At 39.4% G+C, this 20001-nt stretch carries 20 protein-coding genes; 14 read left to right on the top strand and 6 right to left on the bottom strand.

Annotated elements, in window-relative coordinates; translation table 11 throughout:
- Positions 1 to 35: 35 nt before the first annotated feature.
- From ndk to KIT27_02290, 9 genes are all read left to right on the top strand, one after another.
- Complete coding sequence (gene ndk, locus KIT27_02330) at positions 36 to 485, top strand: nucleoside-diphosphate kinase (protein ID MCW5588480.1); 450 nt, start codon at positions 36 to 38, stop codon at positions 483 to 485.
- Positions 475 to 1611, top strand: a complete 1137-nt coding sequence (gene rlmN / locus KIT27_02325) for a 23S rRNA (adenine(2503)-C(2))-methyltransferase RlmN (protein ID MCW5588479.1) — start codon at positions 475 to 477, stop codon at positions 1609 to 1611. The genes ndk and rlmN overlap by 11 nt, the downstream gene beginning before the upstream one ends.
- Positions 1608 to 2372, top strand: a complete 765-nt coding sequence (pilW, locus tag KIT27_02320; GenBank protein ID MCW5588478.1) for a type IV pilus biogenesis/stability protein PilW — start codon at positions 1608 to 1610, stop codon at positions 2370 to 2372. Before rlmN ends, pilW begins: the two co-directional genes overlap by 4 nt.
- Entirely contained in the window at positions 2369 to 3193 is an 825-nt protein-coding gene (locus KIT27_02315; GenBank protein MCW5588477.1) for a helix-turn-helix domain-containing protein, read from the top strand. The genes pilW and KIT27_02315 overlap by 4 nt, the downstream gene beginning before the upstream one ends.
- 116 nt (positions 3194 to 3309) lie before the next feature.
- Entirely contained in the window at positions 3310 to 4563 is a 1254-nt protein-coding gene (gene hisS / locus KIT27_02310; protein ID MCW5588476.1) for a histidine--tRNA ligase, read from the top strand.
- A 15-nt stretch (positions 4564 to 4578) separates the two neighbouring features.
- A complete protein-coding gene (locus tag KIT27_02305) occupies positions 4579 to 5238 on the top strand; it encodes a tetratricopeptide repeat protein (protein MCW5588475.1) in 660 nt (219 codons plus the stop codon).
- 8 nt (positions 5239 to 5246) lie between these two features.
- The gene (gene der / locus KIT27_02300; GenBank protein MCW5588474.1) at positions 5247 to 6644 is read left to right on the top strand and encodes a ribosome biogenesis GTPase Der; all 1398 of its coding nucleotides are present in this window, start codon (positions 5247 to 5249) and stop codon (positions 6642 to 6644) included.
- Positions 6645 to 6647: 3 nt separating this feature from the next.
- A complete protein-coding gene (locus KIT27_02295) occupies positions 6648 to 7484 on the top strand; it encodes an Hsp33 family molecular chaperone HslO (GenBank protein ID MCW5588473.1) in 837 nt (278 codons plus the stop codon).
- 324 nt (positions 7485 to 7808) lie between these two features.
- On the top strand, positions 7809 to 8303 hold the full coding sequence (locus tag KIT27_02290; GenBank protein ID MCW5588472.1) for a CHRD domain-containing protein: 495 nt from the start codon (positions 7809 to 7811) through the stop codon (positions 8301 to 8303).
- Positions 8304 to 8471: 168 nt separating this feature from the next.
- Here the strand turns inward: KIT27_02290 and KIT27_02285 are convergent, their stop codons facing one another.
- The gene (locus KIT27_02285) at positions 8472 to 9365 is read right to left on the bottom strand and encodes a L,D-transpeptidase family protein (GenBank protein ID MCW5588471.1); all 894 of its coding nucleotides are present in this window, start codon (positions 9363 to 9365) and stop codon (positions 8472 to 8474) included.
- Positions 9366 to 9656: 291 nt separating this feature from the next.
- On the opposite strand from KIT27_02285, the gene KIT27_02280 reads away from it, so the two are divergent.
- The 3 genes from KIT27_02280 (at position 9657) to ppa (ending at position 12149) form a co-directional block, all read left to right on the top strand.
- Entirely contained in the window at positions 9657 to 11198 is a 1542-nt protein-coding gene (locus KIT27_02280; GenBank protein MCW5588470.1) for a hypothetical protein, read from the top strand.
- A 61-nt stretch (positions 11199 to 11259) separates the two neighbouring features.
- A complete protein-coding gene (locus tag KIT27_02275) occupies positions 11260 to 11607 on the top strand; it encodes a carboxymuconolactone decarboxylase family protein (protein MCW5588469.1) in 348 nt (115 codons plus the stop codon).
- Between the two features lie 11 nt (positions 11608 to 11618).
- Positions 11619 to 12149 (top strand): inorganic diphosphatase, encoded by a 531-nt coding sequence (gene ppa / locus KIT27_02270; GenBank protein ID MCW5588468.1) that lies wholly within the window; start codon positions 11619 to 11621, stop codon positions 12147 to 12149.
- Positions 12150 to 12333: 184 nt separating this feature from the next.
- On the opposite strand, the gene KIT27_02265 is transcribed toward ppa, so the two are convergent.
- The 5 genes from KIT27_02265 to metG are packed head-to-tail and all read right to left on the bottom strand — an operon-like array spanning position 12334 to position 17622.
- The gene (locus KIT27_02265; protein MCW5588467.1) at positions 12334 to 12756 is read right to left on the bottom strand and encodes a DUF1841 family protein; all 423 of its coding nucleotides are present in this window, start codon (positions 12754 to 12756) and stop codon (positions 12334 to 12336) included.
- Positions 12757 to 12768: 12 nt separating this feature from the next.
- Positions 12769 to 14715 (bottom strand): APC family permease, encoded by a 1947-nt coding sequence (locus KIT27_02260; protein ID MCW5588466.1) that lies wholly within the window; start codon positions 14713 to 14715, stop codon positions 12769 to 12771.
- Positions 14716 to 14774: 59 nt separating this feature from the next.
- Entirely contained in the window at positions 14775 to 15410 is a 636-nt protein-coding gene (gene nth, locus KIT27_02255; protein MCW5588465.1) for an endonuclease III, read from the bottom strand.
- Positions 15407 to 16006 carry an RnfABCDGE type electron transport complex subunit B gene (locus KIT27_02250; GenBank protein ID MCW5588464.1) on the bottom strand — a complete coding sequence of 200 codons (600 nt, stop codon included), beginning with the start codon at positions 16004 to 16006 and terminating at the stop codon, positions 15407 to 15409. The genes nth and KIT27_02250 overlap by 4 nt, the downstream gene beginning before the upstream one ends.
- On the bottom strand, positions 16003 to 17622 hold the full coding sequence (gene metG / locus KIT27_02245) for a methionine--tRNA ligase (protein ID MCW5588463.1): 1620 nt from the start codon (positions 17620 to 17622) through the stop codon (positions 16003 to 16005). Before metG ends, KIT27_02250 begins: the two co-directional genes overlap by 4 nt.
- 198 nt (positions 17623 to 17820) lie before the next feature.
- Here metG and KIT27_02240 point away from each other — a divergent pair, with 198 nt between their 5' ends.
- Positions 17821 to 18945, top strand: coding sequence for a hypothetical protein (locus KIT27_02240; GenBank protein MCW5588462.1), 1125 nt, complete (start codon positions 17821 to 17823; stop codon positions 18943 to 18945).
- A 67-nt stretch (positions 18946 to 19012) separates the two neighbouring features.
- Positions 19013 to 19942, top strand: a complete 930-nt coding sequence (locus tag KIT27_02235; GenBank protein ID MCW5588461.1) for a hypothetical protein — start codon at positions 19013 to 19015, stop codon at positions 19940 to 19942.
- The last annotated feature ends 59 nt before the right edge of the window (positions 19943 to 20001 follow it).

The following is a 20001-nucleotide window of genomic DNA, read 5'->3' as shown; positions in this document are numbered from 1 at the left end:
GCAAGTTTTTTATTCTTACAGTGGAGTAGTCTAGCATGGCATTAGAAAGAACCTTATCCATCGTCAAACCCGATGCGGTCGCCAAAAATGTAATCGGTCAAATTTATGCGCGTTTTGAAAAAGCAGGATTGCGCATTGTTGCGGCCAAAATGATGCAATTAAGCAAAGAACAAGCTCAAGCGTTTTATGCGGTTCATAAAGAACGTCCTTTTTACAATGACTTAGTCAAATTTATGATCTCAGGTCCCGTGATGGTGCAAGTGCTAGAAGGCGAAAATGCAATTCTGCGTAATCGCGAAATCATGGGTGCTACTAACCCCGCACAAGCGGCGGCTGGTACTATTCGCGCGGATTTTGCTAACAGTATCGATGAAAATGCAGTTCACGGATCCGATGCGCCCGAAACCGCGCGAGTCGAAATCGATTTCTTTTTTAAACCCGCAGAAATTTGCTCACGTGCGGAAAGCTTCGCCAATGTCGACTAATTTACTCGATTTAAGTCAACCAGCGCTCATCCAATTCTTTCAACAATTGGGTGAGCCGCAATATCGCGCCACTCAAGTCATTAACTGGGTGCATCAGCGCGGTATTATCGATTTTGACGACATGACTAACCTCAGTAAAAATTTGCGGGCAAAATTAAAGGAAAATGCGCATATTGCATTGCCTGAAATTGCTTATGAAAAAAAATCTCATGACGGCACCATCAAATGGTTGCTGCGCTTACACGATGGCCAACACATTGAAACCGTGTTTATTCCTGAAAACGATCGCGGTACCTTATGTGTTTCTTCGCAAGTGGGTTGTGCGCTCAATTGCACCTTTTGCTCGACCGCTCAACAAGGGTTTAATCGCAATTTAAGTGTGGGCGAAATCATTGGCCAAGTTTGGCTTGCCGTCCGCCGTTTATCTCCCGATCAAACTGCAAGAAGACAAACGGTGACGAATGTGGTGATGATGGGAATGGGCGAACCCTTATTAAACTACGATAATGTTCTTGCGGCTTTAAATTATATGTTAGACGACAATGCGTATAATTTATCGAAATACCGCGTTACCTTAAGCACCTCGGGTGTGGTGCCGGCTATGTTTGATTTGGCGCGCGATTCTAAAGTCAGTCTTGCGGTCTCATTACACGCACCAAACGATGAATTGCGAAATATTTTAGTTCCCATTAATAAAAAATATCCCCTCAACGATTTATTAAACGCCTGTCGAGCTTTTTTTGTGAATGAGCCACGTCGCAAAGTGACGTTTGAATATGTGATGCTTGCTAATGTCAACGACACACCACAACACGCACAACAATTAGCCCGCATCCTCAACGACGTGCCGGCTAAAATTAATTTAATTCCATTTAATCCCTTTCCAGGTGCGCGTTATCAACGCTCATCCTCGGAAAGTATTCGTCGTTTTCAAACGATTTTGCAAGATGCAGGATTCAATGTGATAACACGTCGCACTCGCGGCGATGATATCGACGCAGCTTGTGGTCAACTCGTGGGAGATTTTACCGATCGCACGCAACGTCGTGAAAAAAACGTGGCACAACAAATCATTTTGATGCATCATAAGACGCAACAACGTCCGGTTCAGGGAGAGCATGGGTGAAAAAACGAATTGCCATCATTAGTATCCTCGGGATCCTATCTTTACTCAGTGGTTGCAATACTGCAACTTCGGTGCCCGATCCTGCAGAACGTCCTAATGTTAAAGCCGCCAGTTATAATGTTCAACTCGGTTTGGCGTATTTAAAAGATAAACAATACACGCGCGCGCGCAGCAAATTATTATTAGCTCTAACCCAAGGGCCACACTATCCTGAAGCCTATGAATCCATGGGGTATTTTTTAGAACAAACTGGTGAAACCGAAAAAGCCGGACAATATTATCGCAAAGCCATCGAACTTAATCCCAAATCGGGCCAAGCGCAAAATAATTATGGTGCTTATTTATGTCGTCAAAAACAGTATAACGCCGCCATCGATCGCTTTATGCAAGCAGTGCAAGATACTAAATATCTCACCCCTGCTGCGGCCTATGAAAATGCCGGCTATTGCGCATTGGAAATACCCAATCAAACACTAGCGATCAATTTTTTCAAACAAGCGTTAAAAGAAGATCCACGACGTGCGATGTCAGCGTTAGAATTGGCAGAAATTAATTTTGCTAAAGGTAATGTAGCAAACGCGCAACATTACTTAACCTACTATTCGCAATATGCGCCACCAGGCCCCGAATCATTATGGTTGCAAATTCGCTTAGCACAAAAAACAGGAAATTTAGATAAGGCCGATAGCGCGGCATTATTACTAAAAGGCCAATTCCCCGATTCTGCTGAAGCCAAATTAGCGAAGAGGGTATCGTCATGAGCGAAGAATTCGAAAACTCACATGATACTATTGACACAGAACAGGTTGCACAAAGGCTTGGGCAGCGTTTACGCGAAGCACGAGAAAATAAAAATTTATTGATCCCAGATATTGCTGAACAATTGTATCTTCCTAAACGGGTGGTTATTGCCCTGGAAGCCGGCAATTTTACTGAGCATCCTGGTTTAACATTTATGCGGGGTTATTTGCAGACTTATGCTCGCCTACTTGAATTACCGACGTTAAGTATTATGAGCGATTTCGATAATTTAGGACTCGTGCAAAATCGTTCGGCGCAAACAGTGATTGCCCCTTCATTTATTCCCAAACAACCCACCATCAGTGAACGTTCCATGAGCTGGTTTACCGGATTTATTTTTGTGGGGTTATTTGCATTATTACTGATCTGGTGGCAAAGCCACCGTGTGGGAAATGATGGTAGCGCGTCTCCTAATAACTTACCGGTCGCTACCAATAATACTCAATCCACACCAGCGGTTGAGAATAATTCAGCAAATGCCACTAAAACACCACTGAGTGCAACAACACCCACTATGTCCGCGAATAATAACACATCCGTAACTTCTCCCATCACCGCAGTTTCTTCTGCCTCTACCACATCCACTTTAAATGTTGTGAATGCTATCAATCCTAAACCGACAGTGGCTACAACAAACCCACCAACAATAGCCAATAATACTAAACCTCTTCCACAAACTGCACTGCTTAATACGGCGCAAACTAAATCCTCGCTAAAATCCGTTGAAACCCCCGTTAAAAAACCCTCCGAAGATGCAAGTGATGATGTCCATATTTTTTAATACTATGGCGATGAATTTTTGCTGAATATCCTTGCAAATTCGACTACAATCGCAACTTTATTTGAGTTTGAAAGTAAAGTGAGAATGGTGTGACTAAATTACAAGCGATCCGCGGGATGAATGATATTCTTCCTACTGAAAGCATTTATTGGCAATGGGTGGAACAACACATCCGCCAACTGGTTAAAGCCAATGGTTATGGAGAAATCCGCACGCCAGTACTAGAAATGACCGGTGTATTTACCGATGCTATTGGCGAAACCACCGATATTGTCGAAAAAGAAATGTATACCTTTCACGATCGCAATGGCGATAGTTTAAGCTTGCGACCTGAAGGCACCGCAAGTTGTGTGCGCGCCGGGATTGAGCATGGTTTATTTTACAATCAAACTCAGCGCTTATGGTATTTAGGTCCGATGTTTCGTCACGAACGTCCACAAAAAGGTCGCTATCGTCAGTTTTATCAATTTGGCGCAGAAGCCTATGGTTTTCCCGGTGCGGATATTGAAGCGGAATTATTAATTTTATGTCGAGATTTTCTGCAAAGAATTGGGCTAAGTGATGCCACACTGCAAATTAATAATATCGGTGGTCTTGCCGAGCGCCAACGCTATCGCCAAGCCTTGCAGACTTATTTTCGTGATCATTTTAATGAATTAGACGACGACTCTAAACAGCGCTTAGAAAAAAATCCGCTGCGCATTTTAGACAGCAAAAATCCAGCCTTAGATCATGTAAAACAGCATGCGCCTACCATGCAAGATTATTTATTACCAGAAACAGCAGAACATTTTGCACAACTCCAAGAATATTTAACCGCTGCTAATATTCCCTATACCATTAATCCTCATTTAGTGCGCGGATTGGATTACTATACCGGTTTAGTCTTTGAATGGGTAACCGACCGCATTGGCACGCAAGGAACAATTTGTGCGGGGGGGCGTTACGATAATTTAATTGCGACACATGGTGGTAAAGCCACGCCTGCCGTAGGTTTTGCAGCGGGCATGGAACGTTTATTATTACTATTGCAAGATAACCCATCGCTAAAAAATGAGATTGAGCATAGGCATCAACCGGATATCTATATGATCATGGTGGGTGAAGCGGCCAAAGTGCTGGGTTTAAGGTTAAGCAGTGAATGGCGCCAACAATTTCCTCGTTTAACCATTATCAATCATTGTGGTGAGGGTAATTTAAAATCACAATTTAAAAAAGCCGATAAAAGTGCGGCAAAGTTCGCAATTATTTTAGGCGAAGATGAATTGCGCGATAATACTATAACCATTAAACCGTTACGTGGCGGTGAGCAAGAAACGATTGCGTTTGCGGATATTCATCGTTATTTACACACTAAAATTCATTCTTAGATCTGGGAGGCTAACGTGGTTTATACATCTGAACAGGAACAAATTGAACTGGTTAAAAATTTATGGAAACGCTACGGCCTGCCATTAATTATTGGCGTTGCTATTGCTTCATTAGTCACGTTTGCGTGGCGCTACTGGTTACAACTGCAACATCAAAAAATTAATCAAGCCTCAGTGCTCTACGAGCAAACCTTAATTAATTTGCAAAATGACAATAATCCAGATGCCATTGCCAGTGCGCAATTAATTCAAAAAAGTTATTCACGCACGGCTTATGCAGCACCTGCCGCCTTACTGTTAGCCAAAATTGCTGTCAATCAACAAAAATTTTCACAAGCAATTACTGATTTAAAATGGGCAATTGATCACACCAAGATTACCGCATTAAAAGAGGTAGCTATTATCCGCGAAGCCCGTGTGTTAGTGCAAATGCAACAGTATCAACCAGCACTCACCTTATTAAATTCACTGCAAGATAAAAATTATGTTGCCGTCAGTGAAGAAATTAAAGGCGATATTTATTCTGCCTTGAATCAACCTCAAGAAGCTAAAAATGCCTATCAATTAGCGTTAAATGCATTACCAGATAAGGGTCTCAATAATCCTCTTTTAGTGATGAAATTAGAAAATTATGGGGTGGATGTTTCATTCCCCCAAAAATCCACTGTAGGATAAAAAATACAATGTTACCTGTTGTTGCCATTGTGGGCGCGCCCAATGTGGGCAAATCCACGTTATTTAATCGTTTCACCAAAACCCGCGATGCCTTGGTGGGCGATATTGCCGGTGTAACTCGCGATCGCCAATACGGCAAAGTGCGAGTTGATAATGACGAATTCATTGTTATTGATACGGGCGGTTTGGGATTAGACGAAGATGAATTAGAATTAAAACGTGCCGAGCAAGCTCAAAAAGCCATTGATGAAGCCGATATTGTTTTATTTATGGTAGATGGCCGAGGTGGATTAACCAGCGTCGATCAATCCATTTATCAAGAATTGCGCCGATTGACGAAACCCGTATTACTGGTGATGAATAAAATGGATGGCGTCGATTTAAATAGTGCGCAAGCAGATTTTTATCGCCTCGGCTTTAAAACTCTGTTTCCCATTTCCAGTAGTCAAGGGGCGGGGATTGCCGATTTACTATCGGCAATTTGTCAATTATTACCTCAATCCACGCTCACAGCAGCAGAGTCTTTGGAAGAAGGCATTCGTTTAGCTGTGGTTGGGCGCCCGAATGTTGGAAAATCCACCTTAATTAATCGCATGCTTGGTGAAGAGCGCGTGGTGGTATACGATAAACCCGGCACGACGATGGACAGTATTGAAATTCCATTTCGGCATTTTGATCAAGATTATACCTTAATCGACACAGCCGGCGTGCGGCGCAAAAGTCGAGTTCATCAAGGATTAGAAAAATTTTCCATTGTGAAAACGCTGCAAAGTATTGAACACGCTCATGTGGTTTGTTATGTGATTAACGCCCGCGATGGCATCAGCGATCAAGATTTACATTTATTAGGTTTTATTGTCAACGCGGGTAAAGCGTTAGTGATTGCGATTAATAAATGGGATGGTATGGAAGCTGACGCCAAACAACATGTCAAAGATGAATTACATCGACGTTTACCGTTTATTAATTACGCCCGTCAATTTTTTATTTCGGCATTGCATGGCAGTGCGGTGGGGGAATTATATCCGGCGATTCAAGAAGCTTATCGCTCCGCGATGCGCAAACTCTCGACACCTGAATTAACCCGTTTATTAGCAGAAGCACTGCAAGCACATCAACCACCGCTGATCCGCGGCAGACGCATAAAATTAAAATATGCGCATGCCGGCGGACGCAATCCACCACTTATTATTATTCACGGCAATCAAGCGCAACAAGTGCCCGATGCCTTTCGACGTTATTTAATTAATTTTTTTCGCGATAAATTGCGTTTAATCGGTACTCCCTTGCGATTGGAATTTCGTTCTAACGAAAATCCCTACGAGGGCAAAAAAAATGAATTAACCGAGCGTCAACTGCAAAAACGCAAACGGTTAAAAAAATATATTCAGAAAAAAAAGCGGTAAATTATGCAAACGGATTTTATTCAAAGTTTTTTAATTAATGATTGGGATCTACGCGGACATATTGTACGCTTGGGCAGTACGCTGCGTGATATTATTTCACAACATGCTTATCCGTTGGAATTAAGCCAATTTCTTGGGCAAATGCTGACGTCAACCTGTTTATTAACCGCTAGCATAAAATTTTCAGGACAAATTACTTTGCAAATGCAAAGTGATGGGTTGGTAAAATTACTGGTTGCCAAATCCGATCATCATTTTAATTTACGGGGTTTAGCGCAGTGGGATGAAAATGCTTTGCCAAAAAATTTAAATGATGCGATTGGCGAAGGCAAATTAGTGGTTACCATCAGCTTAGATAATTCTACCCAACCCTATCAAAGTATTATTGAACTGCGCGATCGCGATCTTGTTAAAAGTTTACAACATTATTTTTTACAATCCGAACAAATCCCCACCAAATTGTGGTTAATTGCCGATGATAAAGAAGCCTTTGGCGTAATGATCCAAGCCTTACCCAATCCTCAGCAAGAAAAAAATTGGCAACAAGCTTTGCAATTATGGAATACGTTTCAAGTAGAACAATTGCGTGAACAATCCAACGAACATTTATTTGCAGATTTAGCTAATTTATGTCAACTGCAATTATTTGAACCTAGGCCCGTGCAATTTCAATGTCATTGCAATATGACCCGCATGCAAAATGCCTTATTAAGCATTGGCTACACCGAAGCGCTGGATATTTTAAACGATCAACAAGTAATTATTGTCACCTGCGAATATTGCAGTCAAGAATACGAATTTAACCGCACGGCCATTGAAGCATTATTTCATAACACGTAACCTGGATCGCGAGGTAGCCTGGAACGGAGCAAAGCTGTAGCCTGGAACGGAGCGCGCAGCCGTAGCCTGGAACGGAGCAAAGCTGTAGCCTGGAACGGAGCGCAGCGGAGATCCAGGATCGAAGTATAAAAAAACTCTGACCCTAACTGTCACCTCGTGCAATTAAGCTTAGCCCTTAAAAATGTGAAAAATAAAACGTCATTGGCATGCAAGATAGGTTTTCCCTATGGTATTAATTAATTCAATCAATTTTTCTCACCCTAATAAATTCTTTAGGATGCTCACGTTAATAGTTTAATTTAATGTTAAAAAAAGGAGCATATTATGAACTCACTTAAAAAAATGATTTTCACCACCGCATTTGTTGCAAGCGTAGGAAGTTTAAATTTGGCGCAAGCAGCTTTAAATAATAATCCAATTACTTTTACCGAAACATTTTCTTCTGCACAAGAAGTAGGGCCAATTGATCCTGCGACTCCCACCAATGTCACTGCTGTTGGAAATTTTAGTTTTGATACCCAATCTCATGATCTCACTTTTAAAATTGTTTATAGCAATTTAAGCGGAGCTGCTACCATGGCACATTTTCATCAAGGTGCCATTAAAACCAACGGACCTGTATTACAAACCATTTGTGGTCAACCGGCTCCAGCGTTATTAGGTAATTGCGCAACAACAACCTCTGGAGTATTACAAGGCACTTGGCATGTCCCCGATAATGATATTGCCATTTTATTAAATGGCGACATGTTTGTGAATTTACACACAACGTTAAATGCCAAAGGAGAAATTCGCGCGCAGTTACAACCTAACGCATAAAACGCATGACTTCAAACCAGGTAGTCTGGAACGGAGCAGGTAGCCTGGAACGGAGCGCAGCTGTAGCCTGGAACGGAGCGCAGCGTAGATCCAGGATCGAAGTATAAAAAAAACTCTGATCCTGGATCTACGCTGCGCTCCGTTCCAGGCTACATGATCTGTTCCAGGCTACTGACTAATAACCGTTGGCATGCCATTTTGTTGTTGGGCAAGGTTGGTGACTTCTGGCCAATCAATCGAGACTTTTTTGCTATCCGTAAATTGATTAATTTTAGCCACCAATGGCGTTAAATTAGCACGCGCTTGAACTTGTTCTTCATGCAAAGGTTGCTCGACTTCTAAATAGAGTTGATGATGGCGCCAGCCTAATTTATAAAAATCATTAATGATGTGAACGGGGGTGCGAACTTCAGCTTGATTAAATAAATATTCAATATCTTCTGGAAATAAATGGATACAGCCGGCACTTGAACGTTTACCCACGCTTTCGGGTTCGTTGGTGCCATGAATTAAATAGGTCCAAATACTTAAACGCAAGGCATAATATCCCAATGGATTAGAATCATTAGAAGGAATATCTTTAGGTAACACGATATTGCGTTGTAAATAATTTTCGCGCACGGATTTGGGTGGATGCCACACTGGATTTTTAATTTTTTCGGCGACATAATAATTTCCAGGCGGAGTATTTTGTCCAATACTGCCAATACCAATCGGGAAGGTTTCCACGATGGGTTTATCTTTGGGAAAATAATACATGCGTAATTCGGCTAAATTAATCACAATACCTTCGCGTACCGCAGGCAAAATAAATTGTGCGGGAATAGTGATTTCCGTATTTTCAGGAATGTGAAAGGGTTTTATGTGAGGGTTCGCCTCAACCAATTCAAAATAGCCAATATCATAACGACGACTGATGTTATCGAAATTATCATTCGCTTGGGCTTTCACAGTATAAACTTGCCCAATAATATCGTTACCGGCTTTAGGCAGCGGATAGTCTGTGGCAAAGGCAAATGAATAGAAAAAGATGCAGAGTAAGCTTAAGATAATCTTGTTCATAATATGGTTACACTACGTAAAGTTAGAGCCTATCATTTTCAAACCGCGGATTATACCCGCTTGTACGGCAAAAGAAAATTAAATTTCATGAGCATTTCGAAATGAGTTAAATCAATAAGTTAGCAGGATAGCCTCGTAAAAATGACGGCTGTTGGGGGCGGGTAAGCGGTTTAGTTTTGTCATACAGTTGACTTAGTGTTGGGTTAGGATAAGATGTCTTAATTGCAACTATCGCTGATGGGATTGAGCTTTGTATCAGTCAATAATAAATTAAAAACCTGAGTGAATAATATGCATGTTTTTACCCGCTTATTAGACAATTTTTTAAAATTTACGGTTAAGCCGAATGCGAGTCCTTTAGAAGAGCAATTAAACGGTGATGAAGATACCCAACTGAATGCATTTACGCTGGGTGTGGAATTTTCCAAGCTGATCAGTAAGTTCTATGTAATTCAAGCAAGGAGCAACACAGATCCTGAGAGCCTTGGCGGTGATGATCTTCGTAGGATTTTGTTCCCTTTTTTTAAATGGTATTTTAATCAAGTTCAACATACTCCAGATAAATTGGAAAAAATTCGAAACAACTTACAGTATTACGCATGCGATGGGATTAAAGCCAGTTTAAGCTTGAGTACAATAGGACTCAAGTGTGGAGCTATTTATGCAACTTTATGGGAATATTTGTCTACGGCAGGAAATAATAATCGTATCATTCAAACAACTTCGAGTACAACCAAGCCCAATACATTCGATTTTAATTCTTTAGAGCAGCAAGCAACTGATCCTAAAAATAAAACATTAACTTTTCTCAGAAATATATTTATTTATCTCCTGAATGGTAACTATCAAAAAGCCTTTGAGAAACTTGTGGTGCTGTATAATTCAATTATGCAGAATACTATCGCTAATACTCAGGCTGTATTAGTTATAGGACAAGATAAACTTCATGAAGAAATAGAAAAATTTTTTAAGATTATCTTAATTAATCCAGATTTGCAGATATTATTTAAATATGATTTTAATGGTTCACTTGATGAAGCTCAGAAAAAACCTATCAAACAACAAGTTCTTGAGCCAGGAACTGGCCCTCAGCTAAGCACCCAACATTCTTTGTTAATGATAGGTAAGCTTAAAAAATATTTTGATGATAACTCAGAGTTTTTTTTGCCGGACACAGAGGATGAGGCAAGTTTGAAATTAATCAATTCAAATTTGCCATCCGGAATAAATGATGATCTTTTGTTAAATCAAATAGGGGGCTATTTATTAGCTCAAGAAAAATTGAATGATATAAACGAAATTTGTGAAAAAACATTAAAACTATTAAAAAATGAAATAAGGAAGCTCTATCATAAAGTTGAACCACAAAATATATTGAAACAAAGTGAACAAGCATTTTTAGATAATTTCCACGACTGTAATGCTAATAATCTTGCCATGCAATTTCCACGTAATATTAGCCATCCCTTGTTAAATATTGCAGTTCGTTCAGTATTAAATCAAGATCTTGCTAATGAAATAACTCAACTTCAAAATGACTACAAATTGATTACTAAACTAACAAGTAAAATTGCAGAACCTTCAGTAGATAGTATTAATCATCTTAATAGCGTGAAGGAATTAACTGCAGGAATTAAATATCGTGAGTATGGCTTTTTTGAAAAATTGCTAAAAATGATTAAAAAAATATTAGGTCAAGAAACTTACCTGGATCGTAAAAATAATTATTTTAATCCGTATTCAATGTGGCACTCACCTCGTGAACAACATTCTCGAGATAACGATAAGTATGTTAAGAGCACACTCTCAACATCCCCAAAACCTATTAATTAACTTCTCATTCCCCTAAAATCCAAGTAAAATCACCTTTTTATTTGAATTGGGAGTATAGAGAATGGCTAAAGATTATCCGCAGTTAACCAAAGAACTGATGGGACTGTTAACGAAATTGCAAAAGCAAATTCCCGAAACCTTAACCGGTTTTAATAGTCTAATGACGGGGGCGACGAAAGACGGTGCGCTCGATAAAAAAACCAAAGAATTAATTGCGCTAGGCATTGCTGTGGCGGCGCGTTGCGACGGTTGTATTGGTTTTCACGTGCAAAAGCTTGTGCAAATGCAAATTGATGAAAAAGCTTTCATGGAAACCCTAGCCATGGCAATTTATATGGGCGGTGGTCCTTCTTTAATGTACGCGCTTGAAGCCTTGCGAGCGTTTGAACAATTTCAACAAATTCAATAAGGAACTTGAGCATGAGTTTAAAAATGATCAGTGCAGGAGAAAACGCTCCTCAACAAGTGAACGTGGTAATTGAAATTCCCGCTCGCGGCGAACCCGTCAAATACGAAATCGATAAAGAATCGGGTGCAATGTTTGTCGATCGCTTTTTAACCACCGCCATGCGCTATCCGTGTAATTATGGTTATATCCCGCATACCTTATCGGAAGACGGCGATCCGGTGGATGTGTTAGTCATCACCCCGCATCCGTTAGTGAGTTGCAGCGTGATTAAGGCGCGCCCGATTGGCATGTTAAAAATGACGGATGAAGCAGGTATTGATACCAAAATTTTAGCAGTTCCCATCAGTAAATTATCGCGCGATTACGAACATGTGAAAGCACCGCAAGATTTACCGGTCTCACAACTCGAAACCATCGAACATTTCTTTGAACATTACAAAGATTTAGAACCCAACAAATGGGTAAAAGTCGAAGGTTGGCAAGGAGTCGAAGCCGCTCATCAAGAAATTATCAACAGCATCGAGCGTTATAAAATAAGTTAGAGCGAAGCCTGACGTAGCCTGGAACGGAGCCTGACGTAGCCTGGAACGCAGCGAAGCGGAGATCCAGGATAAGTAATATAAAAAAATAAATTTTAAATTTAATATAGTTTGTTCGTGGGATTAGAGATCGAGGATTAATTGGGTTAAATCCTGGATCTCCGCTTCGCTGCGTTCCAGGCTACAATTACAACTCCCGCAACTGTTTTAAATACGATTCTTCATCGGGTAATTGTTGATCGCGTTGGGCTTGCCATAAATTTTCTGCTAAGACTTCCAGCATTTGATGTTCGACTTGATGTTGATCGGCTGATTTTTTCGATAAGGTTAAAAATATCTCATAAATGCCGCGTGGACGATTGGTGTGAATTTGTTCGCGTAAGCTTAAATGCAAGGATAAATGCAAAAAAGGATTGGTTTGGCCAAATTCAGGAGGGAAATCTTGATCGGGATCGTAAATTAATTTCTCGATAAAAGGAATATATTCAGCATGTTCTTGGATCACCGCCACAATTTCACGTTCCAACGGTTCAAGTGGTTGCTGATTTTTAAATTTTTGCCAAGTTTGAAAATAAAATTGGCGTAATTGATGACGTTCATAACTTAACATAACTTTATTTTCTCACGATAATTTCATCGGCAAAATCACCATTTGCATGCCTTCTAAATGTAAGCGTCGTTGCAAATTAGTGGCAGTATCGTTGTGTAAAATGCGGCGTAACCAATTATCATTACTAAATAATAACTGACAGGCGAAAAATACACTATTAGGAAATTCTTTATTAATTCGAATCGATAAGTCCGTTAGCTTTTGCACCGGATCAATTCCATAATCACGATAACATTTGGCGGCAATGCCTTGGCTGTGAGCGAAATTCATACAATAGGTTAAATCGTCTTCGACTTCACGTTGCATGGAATTAATCACCTGCTCGCGATTAAAACTTCCCACATCGACCACGCCAACGCGAACAAATACATAATTTTTAAAATGATTGGGGAATAAACGTTGTGCCCATAAAATAGTGTGCATGGCAGCACCACGACTTTTATTAATAAAAAAGACCGCAGTAGGAGCTTCCTTTTCTAATTCTGGCTGTGAACCTTGCGGAATTTTAATGTCTTGATCAAGAATTTGGTCGGCTGCTTTTAATAATTCTTCGGTACTGCGATAATAACGTTTAATTAACATACATAGCGCGACAACACCTCCCGTGATCACAATACAAAACCAACCGCCTTCAAAAAATTTAGTGAACGTCGTTATTAATAAAATACTCGCGCATATAATCATTCCGGTACTGGAAAATGCTAATCGTAATTTCCAATTACAGTGTTTCGGACGTTTTAAAATCCAATGTTTAGTCAGACCAACTAATGAAATGGTAAACGTTAAAAATACATCGATGCTGTATAACACAATTAAATAACTGACGTGACCATGACTCCAAAATAAAATAAACAGTGCGGCAATACCAAATAAAATAATGCCATTTTGAGTGACTAAACGATTGGATAAATTGCGAAAACGATTTGGCACCCAAGAATCCAAGGCCATATTTGCCAGCACCGCAGGGCCGCCTAAAAATCCCGTATTCGCTGCAACAAACAACATACCGGCCTCTAGGGCAAGTGCGGTAATTAATATGGCGTGCCCATATTGCCAGTGAGCTAAAATCGATTCAAAGGCTACCGCATTTAATGTTTTTCCAGGAACAGCATGCACTTCCCATAATAAATACAGCAAGGTAATTCCGGCTGCGGTAAAACTTAAGGATAATGCCATGTAAAACATGGTCCATTTTCCCGTGCGCACTCGCGGTTCTGCGAGTGTGTTAACATTATTGGAAACGGCTTCAATACCAGTGTAGGTGCCGCCTCCCAATGAATACGCTCGTAATAAAAAGACGATCACAAAACCCCAACCCATAAAATGACCTACAGTTTTGGTTTCTGCCACAGTTTTGTTTAACATAATCCCTAAATGATCGCCGTGAGAAAAAATACCATACACAATTAAAAAAGCATGAATAACCACAAAACCTATAAATATCGGCATTAAGATTTTAATGGATTCTTTCATGCCGCGTAAATTTAAAATAATTAAGGCAATAATAATAACAGTTTCGATTTCTAGTTTATAATCTTGAAAACCAAGCGGTAATAAACTAAAAAAGGCATCGACCCCGCTGGCAACGGAAATGGCAATGGTTAAAACATAATCGACAATTAAAGCTGCGCCCGATAAGAGTCCAAGAGAGGGATTTAATAATTTAGTAGCAACTTTATAGCCGCCACCACCATTGGGAAATAATTCGATCACTTGGTTATAAGATAATGCAATAATAAACACGGTGAGTGCAGTGGCGATGGCTAAATAGAGCCCTAAATGTTGATGCGCCCCTAACGCTAAAAAAGATTCTTCTGGACCATAACATGAGGAAGATAAACCATCAGCACCTAAACCAATCCAGGCGAAGAGGGCAATTAACGCGACATGTTCACGCGTGGCTGGACTGAGTGGATTACGAGGTGGGCCAATAACAATGCGGCGTAATTTGCTAAACATATGTGTTTATGATATCCCTTAAAATAATCGTGGTGGCGATTATACTCTTTCTCAAGTTATTACAACATATTTTTTTCTTCATATTCACACAGATTTTTAATAGTACAACTATCACAATGTGGCTTGCGGGCGGTGCAAGTATAGCGTCCATGCAGAATTAACCAATGGTGCGCATCCTGTTTAAATTCAGCGGGAATAATTTTTATTAATTCATTTTCAACATCGCGTACTGTTTTACCCGGGGCAAGTTGAGTGCGATTTGCCACACGAAAAATATGGGTATCTACCGCAATGGTGGGTTGATGAAAGGCCGTATTTAAAATAACATTCGCCGTTTTGCGACCAACGCCTGGCAATTTTTCCAATGCTTCACGCAGATTCGGCACTTGCGAATGATGTTGTTGAATTAATATTTCGCACGTTTTAATAATATTGTTGGCTTTACTATTATAAAGCCCAATGGTTTTAATATAGTTTTTTAATGAATTTAAACCCAATGCGAGTATTTTTTCTGGAGTATTTGCAACAGCAAATAATTTTTCTGTTGCCTTATTGACACTCTTATCAGTTGCTTGCGCAGAGAGAATAACCGCAATTAATAATTCAAAAGGAGAGTGATAAATTAATTCGGTTGTCGGGTGTGGATTATCTTGTTGAAAGCGTTCAAATATTTTTTTTATTTTTGCTTTGTTCATGAGGATAAGTCTTTTTTGGATTTAACCCGCGCCAACGCTTTGGCAATATAATCTTGGCGCTGTTGAATTTTAGTAGGTTGCGAAATAGTGTGAGTTTCGGTGAGAGCTAGGCGTTGTTGGTGAGCTTGATAACGTGATTTTGCGAGGTTAGCTCTCGCCGTTTTTTCAGGTATTGTGGATTCTGTAATCGGTTGCATAACAATACAATCCATAGGACAAGGTTCAACACACAACGCACAACCGGTACATTCTGTTGGAATAATACTATGCATGCGTTTACTGCTGCCAAAAATTGCATCCACTGGACACGCTTGAATACACTTGGTGCAGCCGATACACTCGTCTTCTTTAATTACTGCAATCATGGGTTTCTTTTCGCGCTCGCGCATCGAATCAATAAACGGTGCGGGATCAATCGCTAATAACTCTCCAAGATTTTTTAAGGTTTCAACCCCTCCAGGCAAGCAGCGATCGATATTGGCTTCACCTTTTTCTAGCGCACGCGCATAGGGTTTGCAACCAGCATAATCGCATAATCCGCATTGTGTTTGCGGTAGTAAATTTTCAATGTCATCACTGCTAATATTTTTTTTCATGTTGGCGAAATTAATGCATTTAATTGATCATCGGTAATGCGCTGCATGAGTGGTGAAAATGGATTAATGGTATGATCGAGCAAGGGAGTGGCTAAATTAGCCCACGTTAAAGGATCGCAATTTAAAAATTGCTCTGATTGCTCTGCCATGCGCGGTAAAATGGGTTTTAAATAAATCATTAATAGTCGAAATAAATTTAACCCTTGCGTGCAAATTGCTTGCACCAATTGGTGTTGGCCTTCTTGCTTATTCAATGCCCAGGGTTTTTGTTCGTCAATGTATTGATTGGTTTTATCGGCTAATTCCATAATCATTTTTACTGCCCGCGAATATTCGCGGGTTTCATAAGCATCAGCAATTTCTTCACTGGCGCTGACTAATTCGTTAAACAATTGTGGATGAATAAGCTCAGCACTTAATTTTCCCTGATTATTTTTATGAATAAATCCAGCACAACGGCTGGCAATATTCACTACTTTACCGACTAAATCGCTATTAATACGCAATTTGAAATCTTCTAAATTTAAATCAATGTCACTGAGTTGTGAATTTAATTTGGCGGCAAAATAATAACGTAAATATTCAGGATTTAAATGATTTAAATAATGACGCGCATTAATAAATGTGCCGCGAGATTTCGACATTTTTTGCCCATCCACCGTGAGAAAACCATGAGTAAAAATGGCTGTGGGTAAACGGAAATCGCTACCCTGCAACATCGCAGGCCAAAATAACGCATGAAAATACACAATGTCTTTGCCAACAAAATGGTATAATTCGGTCGTGCTATTGTTATCCCAGTATTCGGTAAAATTTAATGACCGTTGTTCACACAAGTGTTGAAAACTCGCCATGTAGCCAACAGGTGCGTCCATCCACACATAAAAATATTTATGTGCTTCACCTGGAATTTCAAAGCCAAAATAAGGCGCATCGCGTGAAATATCCCATGCTTCCAAACCACTGCTAAACCATTCGGCGAGTTTATTGCGGACTTGTTCTTGTAAGGCATCTCCTTGCATCCACTTAGTTAACATGGCGGTATAATTGGGTAATTCAAAAAATAAATGTTCAGACTGTTTGCGAATAGGAGTGGTATTTGAGACCACTGAAATTGGATTTTTTAACTCTGTCGGCGAATAGGTAGCACCGCAACTTTCGCAGGCATCGCCATATTGATCGCCAGCACCACAACGCGGACATTCACCTTTCACAAATCGATCGGGTAGAAACATATTTTTTTGACTGTCGTAGGCTTGTTCAATGGTGCGTCGGGAAATATCGCCTTTTTGCGCTAAACGTTGATAAATGATTGTGGCTAATTCGCGGTTTTCCTGACAATGGGTGGTGCCGTAATGATCGACGCTGATTAAAAAATCGTGAAAGTCGAGTTGATGTTGTGATTTCACGGCATCGATAAATTCTTCCGGTGTTTTATTTTCGCGCTCGGCACGCAACATCACGGGTGTGCCATGCGCATCGTCGCCACTGACGTAATAACATTCATGCCCGCGCAGGCGTTGAAAACGCGCCCAGATATCCGTTTGAATGGCTTCCAAAATATGCCCTAAATGAACATCGCCATTGGCATAAATTAAGGCACTGGTCACCAGAATTTTACGTTGTTTCACACCATTCTCCACAGGAAATTTTGGTCGCTCACTATACCGTTATCTGTTGAAAATAGGAAGTTATCGCAGTATGATGGTTTTTGTATGTCACTACGAAAAAAGGGTATTGAGGGAATTATGCAGCCACTGTAATCTTGGCTCATTGGAAAAGTATAAAGAAAATCAAGGTATTGGTACTTTATTATGCACAGAAATGGAACACAAGCACAACAGTTTTTATTGAATTTTGGTGGATTGCATTACAATCTAACTTCCAACAGTGATGAAATCGATGTTGCTGTTCTCGCGTGCCGTTTTTACTATCTATTTCCCCATCGTTGCACTCGTTTTTCTCTTCCTAATTTAGATAATATTGAATTTGAACTTCATTCCTTTTGGCCACATGTGGCCTTGAAAGTGATACTTAACAATGAAACACCAGTGTCTAAAGCGCAATTTCGTGATTTAATGGATTCAGCAGAAGAGATTATTGCAAAAAAATATTCTTTGTTGAACTATAATTGCGTAACGGCTGTATCAACACTATTAGCAAATGCTTATGCTTTAGGTGAATATGTAAATAACAATGGAGATTTCTACTCAAATTGGATTAATTCTTATGATAACATTTGCTCATTTGAAAATTTTACAGATGAACAATTTGTTATACTGAAAGATTTTATATCAACATCGGATAATCTGGATCAAGAAATAGTCGATAGGATAAATAATTGCACTGATAATGCAAGCTTGAAAAAACAGTCCTTTTCTTCAAAACAGGCTAAATATTTAAAATCAATACTTAAAACTTGTAAACCAGAGCTTGCAGACTTAATAGCAGAAAAAAACATTCTTGATTTTTCTGTGATACGATCTAGTCAAAAAGGAAGTGTGGCTAATCCTTTCGATAATACGAATATTTTTTTACCGGGACAATTGCAAAAGGTAGTTGTTAATAATGTGACCAATCCGTTTAATTCTGTTACAGATGAAAGTTCACAAGATTTAGATGCTAATACTCTTGCTTGCTTCTATCGAAAATACCAAGAAAAATTAAAAATTCCCTTCATGAAATATTTCAGTTTTTGGAGCGGATCGCGCTCGTTATCCTTTCAAGCACTTACTCGCCACTGTTTAGGACTCAACCAAGAAGCAGGATATAGCGGCGAACGCACCTTGTCCGTTTTGTTTGAGATAAAATGGTTAGAAAAAGACATTAATGAAAATTACATCACCACTAAAGATGCACCAATTGAATTTAAAAATGAATACGCATTGCAGAAAAAGATTATAGATTCGATTGTCAAAGTAAGAAACTTGAAATATTAAAATTATGTTAAGCAAAAAAGATTTATTTTGCAATAAAGCAGCGATAAAATCGCAATTATTTTAGAGAATGATGATGGCCAAAACACAAAATCAACCAATTCAATTTTTAATTAAATTAAATAATAATACTAAAACGACTTGTGAGCAGGATAAAAATGTCGTCAATATCATAATGAATATGGCTCAGAATGCTGCTATTCCACTTAAATGCACACACTTTACTATTCCAAATTTGCCAGGCCTTCATTTTGAACTCTATACAGCGGGTAATGACGTTAGCTTAAGAATTTTTTTAGATAAGCAATCGAAATATTTTAACTGCGCTTTGATGTATGGTGCTCATCGTTATAAATATAGTTACTATATTTTCAGTCTTTTTAAAAAACTTATCACTGAAGCAGTTGGGATAAAAGCCACAAACTCAGAGGCTGAAAAAATTTCGACAATTGCAAAAATATTGGATCTCATTATTTCTTTTGGTATCAAAATGCAAGATATTCATTATTCTTCAGCCATAAGAATGTATTGTTATTATAATCTACTATCACCCGATCAACTAAATTACGAAAACTTTTTAAACGCAACTGCGCCAATAAATAGCGCATTTAAAGAAACTCACACCTCTTCTGAAGCGTTGCATGCAAGTTTAGTCAGAGAAGAGCAGGCCGGAAATTTAAATATTCAGCGCACGCAACTCGATCAGTTTTGGGATAAATATTCTCAAAAAATAAATCAAAGTCGTAATCCATTTGCCAGTTATTTTAATTTTTGGAAGAAAAATACATTGTCGTATGAGAATTTAGTTCAACATTGTCTAGGGAAAGATAAAGGCTATACTGGAAAACGCACCTTGGCGATATTGTTGGAAATGAAATGGTTAAAAGAAAATGCACAAAGCAAAATTCACTACTGCCTAACAAGAGCGACGCCACCCGAGTTTGAAGTTAAATATAATGAATATACACAGAGCTTAAATAAGCCAGGCTCATGCTGGTAAACAATGCTTTATTGAGCAGTCTCACTCATCATGCTAAACTTAGCCCCATTTTAATCCCT

The organism is Legionellales bacterium (genome assembly GCA_026125385.1).
GTDB lineage: Bacteria > Pseudomonadota > Gammaproteobacteria > JAHCLG01 > JAHCLG01 > JAHCLG01.
The sequence above is the reverse complement of the archived record's forward strand: the minus strand, read 5'-3'. Positions and strand labels throughout refer to the sequence as shown.